Source organism: Streptomyces sp. 15-116A (assembly GCF_025290915.1).
Classification (GTDB): domain Bacteria; phylum Actinomycetota; class Actinomycetes; order Streptomycetales; family Streptomycetaceae; genus Streptomyces.
Genome location: NZ_JAOCQE010000219.1, coordinates 1 through 11,186, shown reverse-complemented (window position 1 = coordinate 11,186; position 11,186 = coordinate 1). Strand labels below are relative to the sequence as shown.

The 11,186-nt window shown below is 72.6% G+C and carries 11 protein-coding genes; 8 read left to right on the top strand and 3 right to left on the bottom strand.

Annotated elements, in window-relative coordinates; all coding sequences use genetic code 11:
• From N4P33_RS26585 to N4P33_RS26565, 5 genes are all read left to right on the top strand, one after another.
• The coding region (locus tag N4P33_RS26585) for a 2-oxo acid dehydrogenase subunit E2 (protein WP_260829318.1) at positions 1-816 on the top strand (816 nt) is incomplete at its 5' end.
• 272 nt (positions 817-1,088) lie between these two features.
• Entirely contained in the window at positions 1,089-1,712 is a 624-nt protein-coding gene (locus N4P33_RS26580) for a GntR family transcriptional regulator (protein ID WP_260829317.1), read from the top strand.
• A gap of 339 nt (positions 1,713-2,051) precedes the next feature.
• A complete protein-coding gene (gene aceE / locus N4P33_RS26575) occupies positions 2,052-4,754 on the top strand; it encodes a pyruvate dehydrogenase (acetyl-transferring), homodimeric type (RefSeq protein ID WP_260829316.1) in 2,703 nt (900 codons plus the stop codon).
• Positions 4,755-4,957: 203 nt separating this feature from the next.
• A complete protein-coding gene (locus tag N4P33_RS26570) occupies positions 4,958-5,935 on the top strand; it encodes a YafY family protein (RefSeq protein WP_260829315.1) in 978 nt (325 codons plus the stop codon).
• Between the two features lie 96 nt (positions 5,936-6,031).
• Complete coding sequence (locus N4P33_RS26565) at positions 6,032-6,553, top strand: DUF4240 domain-containing protein (protein ID WP_260829320.1); 522 nt, start codon at positions 6,032-6,034, stop codon at positions 6,551-6,553.
• Positions 6,554-6,562: 9 nt separating this feature from the next.
• Here the strand turns inward: N4P33_RS26565 and N4P33_RS26560 are convergent, their stop codons facing one another.
• Together N4P33_RS26560 and N4P33_RS26555 are read right to left on the bottom strand one after the other, a co-directional pair.
• On the bottom strand, positions 6,563-6,757 hold the full coding sequence (locus tag N4P33_RS26560; RefSeq protein WP_260829314.1) for a hypothetical protein: 195 nt from the start codon (positions 6,755-6,757) through the stop codon (positions 6,563-6,565).
• Complete coding sequence (locus N4P33_RS26555; protein WP_399030155.1) at positions 6,754-7,656, bottom strand: peptidoglycan recognition protein; 903 nt, start codon at positions 7,654-7,656, stop codon at positions 6,754-6,756. The genes N4P33_RS26560 and N4P33_RS26555 overlap by 4 nt, the downstream gene beginning before the upstream one ends.
• 252 nt (positions 7,657-7,908) lie before the next feature.
• Here N4P33_RS26555 and N4P33_RS26550 point away from each other — a divergent pair, with 252 nt between their 5' ends.
• On the top strand, positions 7,909-9,093 hold the full coding sequence (locus N4P33_RS26550; RefSeq protein WP_260829312.1) for a MarP family serine protease: 1,185 nt from the start codon (positions 7,909-7,911) through the stop codon (positions 9,091-9,093).
• A 7-nt stretch (positions 9,094-9,100) separates the two neighbouring features.
• On the opposite strand, the gene N4P33_RS26545 is transcribed toward N4P33_RS26550, so the two are convergent.
• Positions 9,101-9,592 carry a GNAT family N-acetyltransferase gene (locus N4P33_RS26545; protein WP_260829311.1) on the bottom strand — a complete coding sequence of 164 codons (492 nt, stop codon included), beginning with the start codon at positions 9,590-9,592 and terminating at the stop codon, positions 9,101-9,103.
• Positions 9,593-9,665: 73 nt separating this feature from the next.
• On the opposite strand from N4P33_RS26545, the gene N4P33_RS26540 reads away from it, so the two are divergent.
• Together N4P33_RS26540 and N4P33_RS26535 are read left to right on the top strand one after the other, a co-directional pair.
• Entirely contained in the window at positions 9,666-10,568 is a 903-nt protein-coding gene (locus tag N4P33_RS26540) for a TIGR01777 family oxidoreductase (RefSeq protein WP_260829310.1), read from the top strand.
• Between the two features lie 234 nt (positions 10,569-10,802).
• Positions 10,803-11,186 (top strand): FAD-dependent oxidoreductase (locus N4P33_RS26535; RefSeq protein WP_260829309.1); only part of this gene is annotated, 384 nt, incomplete at its 3' end.

The window sequence follows — 11,186 nt, the reverse complement described above, 5'->3', positions numbered from 1 at the left end:
GCCGAGGCCGCGAAGGCCGCCGCCGCTGCCCCGGCTCCCGCCGCGGCCGCCCCGGCCGCCGGCGCGAAGAAGGCGCCGGTCCTGGAGGCCTCCCCGCTGCGCGGTCAGACCGTGAAGATGCCGCGGATCCGCAAGGTCATCGGCGACAACATGGTCAAGGCCCTGCACGAGCAGGCCCAGCTGTCCTCGGTCGTCGAGGTCGACGTCACCCGCCTGATGAAGCTGCGCGCCCGGGCCAAGGACGCGTTCGCGGCGCGTGAGGGCGTCAAGCTCTCCCCGATGCCGTTCTTCGTCAAGGCCGCGGCCCAGGCGCTGAAGGCCCACCCGGCCATCAACGCCAAGATCAACGAGGCCGAGGGGACCATCACCTACTTCGACACCGAGAACATCGGTATCGCGGTGGACTCCGAGAAGGGCCTGATGACCCCGGTCATCAAGAACGCCGGTGACCTCAACCTCGCCGGTATCGCCAAGGCCACGGCGGAGCTGGCGGGCAAGGTCCGCGGCAACAAGATCACCCCGGACGAGCTGTCCGGCGCGACCTTCACCATCTCCAACACCGGTTCGCGCGGCGCGCTGTTCGACACGATCATCGTGCCGCCGGGCCAGGTCGCCATCCTCGGCATCGGCGCCACGGTCAAGCGCCCGGCGGTCATCGACACCGAGGACGGCCCGGTCATCGGCGTCCGTGACATGACGTACCTGACCCTGTCCTACGACCACCGCCTGGTCGACGGCGCCGACGCGGCCCGTTACCTGACGGCGGTCAAGGCGATCCTGGAGGCGGGCGAGTTCGAGGTCGAGCTCGGCCTGTAAGACGCCTCTCGGCTCAGTGTCGGTGCCCTCGCCTGGAACCCCCGGGCGAGGGCACCGACGTTTCAGGGGCGCGGGGCTGTATTCGATATGCGGCTACCGCCGCGTGGGCGCGACAAGCCACAGACAACCCGCACCCGCCCAACGACACATCTCACCGAGCTCTTAGGCGTGTAAGTCTCGTCTCACCTGCACGAAAGCACCCCCACCCGCCCTACCCACGGAGCGAACCCGCCGTATTGTCTAAACGTCAGCGCCCTCCCTAAGGAGCCCCCATGACCGCCCCCGTCATCCACTCGCTGCGCGAACAGATCCGCGAGCACATCCTGGAGGGGATCATCAGCGGTCGCTGGCAGCCGGGCGAGCGGATCGTGGAGCGGCGGATCGCGACCGAGCTGGAGGTCAGCCAGACACCCGTCAGGGAGGCCCTGCGCGAGCTGGAGTCGCTGCGGCTGATCGAGTCGGCACCCAACAAAGGCGTGCGGGTGCGGAATCTCACCGCCGCCGACCTGGAGGAGAGCTACCCCGTCCGGGCCGGCCTGGAGGCCATCGCCGCCGAGCTCGCGGCGGCCCGTCTCGCGGAGGACTGCTCGGCGCTGGAACCGCACGTCGCCGCGCTGTACGACGCCGACCGCGCCGCCGACGGCACGGCCCAGGTCCGCCACACGGTCGGCTTCCACCGGGAACTGGTGCGTGCCGCCGACAACTCCGTGTTGCTGCACACCTGGGAGGGCCTGGGCATCGAGGTGTTCACCGCGCTGTCCATCCGCTGGCTGGGCACGGTCCAGCAGTCGTACGCCGAGGAGCACGAGGAGCTGGTGGCGGCGTTCAAGCGCCGCGACCCCCGCATCGCCGAGCTGGTGAAGGCCCACGTCCTGGGCTGCGCCCCTCGCGCCTGACGTCTCCCGCGCCCCTTCAGGGGCGCGGGGAACTGCGCGACCAGCCACCACTCACCCGCACTCGCCGGCGCTCCCCCCTCCATCCGAGCTCTACCGCGCTCACCTGCACAAACCCCCTCCAGAACAGTCACCCGGTGCCACCGCCGGAGGCACCCCGTGCCGACTTTCTCGGGATCAAGAGGTTTTGGCCCTCAACCCTTTGATCGATCATCGATCAGGGAGTTACAGTCACCGGCGGGCTTGCACCCAAGCCCGCCAGCCCTGTCCTGCCAAAGACCAAGGGCACCCCCGAACCCTTACCAGATGAGGGAACCCCCTTCGACTGAGGAAGGCGGCGACATGACCGACCCCAACGCCATCCAGCCGAGCGCGCTCGACCAGCTCCCCGACCGCGACCCGGAGGAGACCGCCGAATGGCAGGCCTCGCTGGACGCGGTCGCCAAGGCGGCCGGCCCGCACCGTGCCGCGTACCTGATGCGGCGCACGCTGGAGCGCGCCGAGGGCGCCGGCATCGCGCTGCCGAAGCTCCTCGAGACGGACTACGTCAACACCATCCCCACCGCCGCCGAGCCCGCAGTGGACGGCGACGAGGAGATGGAGGCCCGGATCACGGCCTGGAACCGCTGGAACGCGGCCGCCATGGTGACCCGCGGCAGCAAGTACGGCGTCGGCGGCCACATCGCCACCTTCGCCTCCGCGGCCTGGCTCTACGAGACCGGCTTCAACCACTTCTTCCGCGGCAAGGAGACCGACGGCTCGGGCGACCAGCTCTACATCCAGGGCCACGCCTCCCCCGGCATCTACGCACGCGCCTTCCTCGACGGCCGGATCAGCGAGGAGCAGCTCGACAACTTCCGCCGTGAGGCCGGCGGCAACGGCCTGCCGTCGTACCCGCACCCGCGGCGCCTGCCCTGGCTGTGGGAGTTCCCCACGGTCTCCATGGGCCTCGGCCCGCTCTCCGCGATCTACCAGGCGCGCTTCAACCGCTACCTGACCAACCGCGGCATCAAGGACACCTCCGCCTCCCACGTGTGGGCGTTCCTCGGCGACGGCGAGATGGACGAGCCCGAGTCGACGGCGGCCCTCGCGCTCGCCGCCCGCGAGGAGCTGGACAACCTCACCTTCGTCATCAACTGCAACCTGCAGCGCCTCGACGGCCCGGTGCGCGCCAACTTCAAGATCGTGCAGGAGCTGGAGGCCCAGTTCCGCGGCGCCGGCTGGAACGTCGTCAAGACCCTGTGGGGCACCGCCTGGGACGAGCTGTTCCAGCTCGACACCACCGGCGCGCTGGTACGCCGGCTCCGCGAGGTACCCGACGCGCAGATCCAGACGTACCAGACGCGCAGCGCCGCCTACATCCGCGAGGACTTCTTCGGCAAGGACCCGGCGCTCGCCGAGATGGCGAAGCTGCTGAGCGACGACAAGATCCTCGAGTGCTTCCACGTCTCGCGCGGCGGCCACGAGGCCCGCAAGGTGTACGCCGCGTACAAGGCGGCGCTCGCCCACAAGGGCGCGCCGACCGTGATCCTGGCCCAGACGGTCAAGGGCCACACCCTCGGTGAGGGCTTCGCCTCGAAGAACGCCAACCACCAGATGAAGAAGCTGACGGTGGACGAGTTCAAGGCGATGCGCGACCGCCTCGGCCTGCCGATCAAGGACAGCGACTTCGTCGACGGGGTCGTGCCCTACGGCCACCCCGGTGCCGACTCCCCCGAGGTCCGCTACCTGAAGGAGCGCCGCGCCGCCCTCGGCGGTCCCGCCCCGGCCCGCCGAGTCCACCCGGTCGCGCCGCTGCCCGCGCCCGCCGACAAGGCGTTCGCCGCGTTCGACAAGGGGTCCGGCTCGCAGAACGTGGCGACGACCATGGCGTTCGTGCGGCTGGTCAAGGACCTGGTGCGCGACAAGGAGACCGGCAAGCGCTGGGTGCCGATCGTGCCGGACGAGGCGCGCACCTTCGGCATGGAGTCGCTGTTCCCGTCGCTCGGGATCTACTCGCCCAAGGGCCAGACGTACGAGCCGGTCGACCGCGACCAGCTCATGTACTACAAGGAGGCCGAGAACGGCCAGATCCTCAACGAGGGGATCACCGAGGCCGGTTCGATGGCCGACTTCATCGCCGCGTCGACGTCGTACGCGACGCACGGCGAGCCGATGATCCCGTTCTACATCTTCTACTCGATGTTCGGCTGGCAGCGCACGGCCGACCAGATGTGGCAGCTCGGCGACCAGCTCGGCCGCGGCTTCCTCGTCGGCGCGACGGCCGGCCGTACGACGCTGACGGGTGAGGGTCTGCAGCACGCGGACGGTCACTCGCCGGTCATCGCGGCGACCAACCCGGCGGCGCTGACGTACGACCCGGCGTTCGCGTACGAGGTCGCCACGATCGTCAAGGACGGTCTGCGCCGGATGTACGGCGAGGCGGCGCCGGGCGAGGACCAGAACGTCTTCTACTACCTGACCGTCTACAACGAGCCGCTGCCGCAGCCGGCGAAGCCGGGCGTGCCCGGGATCGACGAGGGCATCGTCAAGGGCCTGTACCGCTTCAACACGGCGGAGTCGGCGGGCGTGACGGTGCCGGCGAACGCGCCGCGGATCCAGCTGCTCGGCTCCGGTACGGCGATCCACTGGGCGCTGGCCGCGCAGCGGATGCTGGCGGAGGAGTGGGGTGTCGCCGCGGACGTGTGGTCGGCGACGTCCTGGAGCGAGCTGCGGCGGGACGCGCTGGAGGCGGACGAGGCGCTGCTGCGGGGTGAGGAGCGGGTGCCGTTCGTGCGGCAGGCGCTGGCGGGGGCGGAAGGGCCTGTGCTGGCCGTGTCCGACTACATGCGGCAGGTGCCGGATCAGATCGCGCAGTGGGTCGAGCAGGACTGGTCGTCGCTGGGCGCGGATGGCTTCGGTCTGTCGGACACGCGGGAGGCTGCGCGGCGGCACTTCGGGGTCGACGCGGAGTCGATCGTCGTGGCGGCGCTGGCGCAGTTGGCGCGGCGCGGTGAGGTGAAGGCTACGGCCGTGAAGGAAGCGCGCGAGAAGTACGGGCTGTAGTTCGGGGGTGGGTGCAGGCCGGTGGGGGTGCGCGCCCCTGGGGGCTCCGCCCCCAGACCCCGGCCTGCGCCCACCCACCACCCGACTCGGTCGGACAACAAGGCGCCGGATGGGCAACTCAGCCCGTCCGGCGTTCGAGGACGAGGCCCGTTCAGGGCCGATGCGGGGGGCCGGGGGCGGCAGCGCCCGGGCATCATGGGCGCATGCGGGCTGCTCGGCTGATCAAGATGGTGTTGCTGTTGCAGAATCGGGCCTCCATGACCGCCGCCGAGCTCGCGCGGGAGCTGGAGGTGTCCGAGCGGACGGTGACGCGGGACGCGCAAGCGTTGTCGGAGGCCGGGGTGCCGGTGTACGCCGACCGGGGGCGGGCCGGCGGATACCGGCTGGTCGGCGGGTACCGGACCCGGCTGACGGGGCTGGCCCGCAGCGAGGCCGAGGCGCTGTTCCTGTCCGGTGTGCCGGGCGCGCTGCGCGAGATGGGGCTGGAGGACGCCGCCTCGGCGGCCCGGCTCAAGGTCTCCGCCGCCCTGCTCCCCTCCCTGCGGGACGCCTCCCGCACCGCGGGCCAGCGGTTTCATCTGGACGCCCCCGACTGGTTCCGCGAGCCGAAGACCCCCGAGCTGCTGCCCGCCGTGGCGGACGCGGTGTGGGACGACCGCCGGATCAGCGCACGGTACCGGCGCGGTGAGAGCGAGGTACGGCGCGAGCTGGAGCCGTACGGGCTCGTGCTCAAGGCGGGTGTCTGGTACCTCTGCGCGCGCGTGGCCGGGCGGGAGTCGTTCCGGGTGTACCGCATCGACCGCTTCACGGCCGTCGACCCGGGCGAAGAGCGCTTCGAGCGCGCGGAGGACTTCGATCTGCCCGCGTTCTGGGCGGAGCGGGCGGAGCAGTTCGCCCGCTCGATCCTGCGCGCCGAGGTCGTCGTACGGCTGTCGGAGCACGGCGCACGCCGGCTGCGGCACGTCGTGGACCCGCTGTCCGCCCGGGAGGCCCTGGCGGCGGCGGGCGCGCCGGACGACGAGGGCTGGGTGACGCTGACGCTGCCCGTGGAGTCCGAGGAGGTCGCCCACACCCAGCTCACGGCGCTCGGTGCGGAGGTGGAGATCCTGGCGCCCGAGTCGCTGCGGGAGCGCTTCGCGGCGGAGGCGGCCCGGCTCGCGGAGCTGTACCGGCCGCGGTGAGCCTCGTACGCGCGTCCCCGCCCTCCGATTTCGCCGCAATCCGATCCCCGCACTCCGGGTGCGACCCCCGTCCCCAGGGCCGATGCTGGAGCCGTGATGGACGAGACGGAGTTCTGGGAGCTGATCGACGCCGCCCGCGAGGACGCCGGGGGTGACCCGGAGGAGCAGGCCGATCTGCTGGTGGAGCGGCTGGTGCAGCTGGACCCGGAGTCGGTGCTGGACTTCGCCCGTCACTTCGAGTCGCGTTATCACCGCGCCTACACCTGGGACCTGTGGGGAGCCGCCTGGGTGCTCCTCGACGGCGCCAGCGACGACGCGTTCGACTTCTTCCGGTGCTGGCTGATCGGCCAGGGCCGCGAGGTCTTCGAGGGGGCGCTGCACAACGACCCGGACCTGCTCGCCGAGTTGCTCGACGACTTCGACGAGGAGATCGACGGCGACGGCGAGGAGCTCGGCTACGCGGCGGACGAGGCGTACGAGCAGCTCACCGGCACCGTGGCCCCCGATCTGGATCTGCCGCCCGGTCCTGCGGAACCCGAGGGCACGCCGATCGACTTCGAGAACGAGGCGCAGCTCGCCGAGCGCTACCCCCGGCTGTGGGCGCGGTTCCGCGGCTGAACAGCCGGTTCACAGCGTGGCCTTCTCCCGGTCCTGCCCGAGCGCCTGGTGGCGGGGCGCCGCGTTGGCCTGCATGAGGGTGGACGCCGTGTGGGCCGCGGGGCCCAGGATGACGGCCGCCGCGGCGCACAGCGCCGTCCACGGGCCGCGCAGGGCGTCCGCCCAGGTGGTACTTCGGGGACGCGGGTCGTTGCCGGTGTTCATCGGCCCCACCTCCGGTCTGCTGCTGTGACGTTCGTGGGCGACGGTAGGGCGGCGGGTTGTGCTGCCGCTGCGACGGCGCTGTGCGCGGCCTGTGCGGTGTCGGGACGGCCCTGGATGCGGGCGGCGAGCGTTCTGATGTCCGGCAGGCGGGCGTGCAGGGCGGCTCCGGGGCAGTCGGTCATGTAGCCGTCGCTGTGGCCCGCGAGGGCGGGCAGCGTGGCGGTGGTGCCGGCGGCGTACCGGCTGCCGCCGTTGCTGGAGACCAGCCGGACCTCGCCGCGCGGGTCGGTGCCGGACGTGCCGAGTTTCCAGGCGGCCACCGCGGCGATGGACCGGAGCATCTCGTCCGGCACGGGCACCCCTGCGGTGAAGGTGCCGAGGGCGGCGATGCCGGTGGTGCGGTGGTTGAAGCCCTGGGTGTGCGCTCCGGTGACGGGCCGGTCGACGCCGCCGGCGCGGCCCTCGTAGACGGTGCCGCATTTGTCGACGACGAAGTTGTAGCCGAGGTCGTCCCAGTGGCGGCCGAGGGTCTGCCCCTCGTAGAGGGACCGGATGATGCCGGGCGCGTCGGCGCAGTCGTAGCCGTTGGGCGAGTCGGTGTGGTGGATGAAGACGGCGACGACCTCGTCGTCGTAGCGCGGCGGCGGCTGCTTGCGCTGGGCGCCGTCGAGCCAGACCGAGCGGGGCACGATGGACGGGCGGGGTGCCGCGTAGGCGGGCCCCGCGGGCTGCGCGGCGGCGGCCTGTTCCCCGGCGGCGGTCTCGACGCCGTACGCGCACAGCACGAGGGCGACGGCCGCGGCGGTGCCCGGCAGACAGCCGAGCGCCACCGTGACGGCCCGTGGCAGGCGCGGGGTGCCGGGCCCGCCGGATATCCGGGAGGCGCGGCGTTTTCGCATCCCCCGTGATCTCCTGACGAAACGCATGGGACCACTGTGAGTCCGATCCGCTCCGCCCGCGATGTGTGTTCTGCCACCTGGTGGAACCATCGTCCCCGTCCGCGACGTTTTCCCGTGTGCACGCGTGCGTGGCCGGTCGGTTCGCCGGCCGTTCGCGCGCGTGGCTGATCACCGGGCCGCTCAGCCACGTATGAGAGGGCCCGTGAGGCCGCTCCTTCGCGGATGAGCCGGCCCGAGAGAAAGGCGGCGTGCGTGGATCTGCTCGACATCCTGCTGGTGCTGGTCGTCGTGGCCTACGCGGCGTCCGGGTACCGGCGCGGACTGCTGGCGGGCTGTGTGTCGCTGGCGGGTTTCGTGGGCGGTGCGGTCGTCGGCGTGTGGATCCTGCCGTGGGTGATGGACCTGGTGACGCCGGGCACCACGAAGGCGACGGTGACGGCCGTGGTGACGGTGCTGCTGCCTGCGGCGGTGGGCCACGAGCTGGCGGGGCGTCTGGCGCTGCGGCTGCGGCGGGAGCTGGACCGGGGGCCGCTGCGGGTGGCGGACGGGGTCGGCGGGGCGGTGGCCAACTCGGTGGCCGTGCTGATCGTGGCGTGGGTGGCCGCGTCGGTGCTCGGCGCCTCCTCGTCGCCGCTGATCACCTCGGCGATCCGCGACTCGCGGCTGCTGGGCGCGGTGCAGGACGCGATGCCGGACACCACTCCGGGGTGGTTCTCCCGGGCCACCTCGGCGCTGACCGAGGCCGGTTTCCCGCAGGTGTTCAACCCGTTCGAGAACGAGTCGACCGCCGAGGTCGCCGCGCCCACCGGCGACAGCGTCACGGCGGCGGCGACCAGGGCGGCCCAGCGCAGCACGGTGAAGGTCGAGGGTGTCGCGGGCACCCAGGGCCGCGAGGGCAGCGGTTTCGTGTACGCGCGGGAGCGGGTCATGACCAACGCCCATGTGGTGGCCGGGATCGACGAGCCGACGGTGCGGGTCGGCGGGGTGGGCCGGGCGTACGAGGCGCGGGTGGTGCTGTTCGACCCGCAGAAGGACGTGGCCGTGCTGTACGTGCCCGGTCTTCAGGCGCCGGTGCTGCGGTTCGACCAGGACGCCGGCCGGGGCGACTCGGCGGTGGTCGCGGGTTATCCGCAGGACGGCGACCTGAATCTGCAGGCGGCCACGGTCGCGAGCCGGGTGCAGGCCAGGGGCCAGAACATCTACAACGACCGGACGGTGACCCGTGAGATCTACTCGATCCGCTCCACCGTCCGGCCCGGCAACTCGGGCGGGCCGCTGCTGACCACCGACGGGCGCGTGTACGGCGTGGTGTTCGCCCGCTCCACCTCGGACACCGAGACCGGCTATGTGCTGACGGCGGCCGAGGTGGCGGACGACGCACGGCGGGCGGCGGGGGCGACGGCACGGGTGGACACGGGCGAGCTGGTCACCTCGTGACGCCGGGTCAGAGCAGCGACTGCCCCATCAGTACGTCGTCGACGTAGGTGCCCTCCAGGCAGAACTCCCCCGGCTGGATGCCCTCCACGACGAAGCCCTCGGACTCGTACAGGGCGCGGGCGGGCGTGTTGTGACCGAGGACGCGCAGGGTGATGCGGCGGAAGCCCCGCTCGCGGGCGTCGGCCACGGCGGCCCGCACCAGCGCCCGGCCGACGCCCTTGCCGCGGACCTCCTCGGCGACGGCGAGGCCGCGGATCTGCCGGACGTGCGCGTTGGACGCGAGCGGCGTGGGGAAGCCGAGCCGGACGTAGCCCACGAGGCGGCCGTCGTACTCGGCGACGAGATGGTCGCCCGGCCCGGCGTGCTCGCGGAAGAACGGCTCGTACGGCGACTGCGGGCGCGGGGTGACCGCGTGCAGCGGCGACCAGGTCTCGTGGTCGAGTCGGGCCAGTTCCGCCTCGTCGTCGGGGCGGGCGGTGCGTATGAGCGGCTCGGACATGGACGTCACTGTACGTCGCGCGGGCGCCCGCCCTGCACGTGCTTTTCGCGGGGTGCGGGGCAGGATGGGGGCCATGGAACGTTCCCGAATCGCGGTGGCCGGTGCGTCCGGGCTCATCGGCAGTGCCCTGGTGTGGTCCCTGACGGCGGACGGGCACGAGGTGGTGCGTCTGGTGCGGGGTGCGCCCCGGTCGGCGGACGAGATCCGGTGGGACCCGGAGCGGGGCACGGTGGACGCCGAGGGGCTGGCCGGCTGCGACGCCGTGGTCAATCTGGCGGGGGCCGGGGTGGGCGACCGGCGGTGGACGGCCGAGTACAAGGCGCGGATCCGGGCGAGCCGGGTGCGGGGCACCGCCGCGCTGGCCGAGGCCGTCGCCGGACTGGCCGGGGACGTACGGCCGCGGGTGTTCGTGAGCGGCAGCGCGATCGGCTACTACGGCGAGACCGGCGACCGGGTCGTCGACGAGAGCGCGCCGCCCGGGGAGGGTTTTCTGCCCCGGCTGTGCGTGGAGTGGGAGGCGGCGGCGGAGCCGGCGGTTCAGGCGGGCGTGCGGACCGTGTTCCCCCGGACCGGGCTGGTGGTGGCGCGCGGGGGCGGGGCGTGGGGGCGGCTGTTCCCGCTGTTCCGGGCCGGGCTGGGCGGGCGGCTGGGCAGCGGGGGGCAGTACTGGTCGTTCATCGCCCTGCACGACGAGGTGGCCGCGCTCCGGCATCTGCTGGACACCGAGGGCCTGTCCGGGCCGTTCAATCTGACCGCCCCTGAGCCGCTGACCAACCGTGAGATCACCGAGGCGATGGCGCGGGTGCTGCGCCGGCCGGCGGTGTTCGCGGTGCCGGCGCCCGTGCTGCGTACGGTGCTGGGCGAGATGGCCGGTGATGTGCTGGGCAGTGCGCGGGTGGTGCCGGCGCGGCTGCTGGAGTCGGGCTTCCGGTTCGCGTTCCCGGACATCGAGGGGGCGATCAGGGCGGCGCTGTAGGGGGCGATCGGCGAGGGCTGTGAGGGCGGCCGGACCTGCGGGGCGCCGGCCGTTCGGAGGGTCGGCGGGACCCCTTCCGGGCACATCTGTGCGACCGTCGTGCGCCCGTGCCCCGGTCGATGCGCGACCCCCGCAGGCCGATCACGGCCCTAACCTCGAGCAGAACTCGGGTATTCCTTGGGCGTGTTGAGGGCATGACGTCTCCAGCGCCCGCGCAACCTCGAGGAGGGGCACGTGCTTGAGCCCACGTACCAGGCGGACGTCGTCGTCGTAGGGGCCGGGATCGCCGGACTCTCCGCGGCGCGACGACTGACCAGCGCAGGAGTCACCACCACGGTCCTGGAGGCCGCCCACACGGTGGGGGGCCGCATGGCGACCGAGAAGGTCGACGGCTTCCGGCTCGACAGAATCGGGCAGCTGCTGTCCACGGCCTATCCGGAACTGCACCGGAACCAGGGGCTCGAAGGGCTCGTACTGCGCCCCTTCGCGCCCGGTGTTCTGCTGCACAGCGACGGCCGGCACCATCGCGCGGGCGTACCGGCGGGCGCGGGGGGCGCAAGGGGCGCACTCCACGCGGTGCGCGCCCTCGCGAGCGCCCCCCGGCCGGGGTCCGCGCCG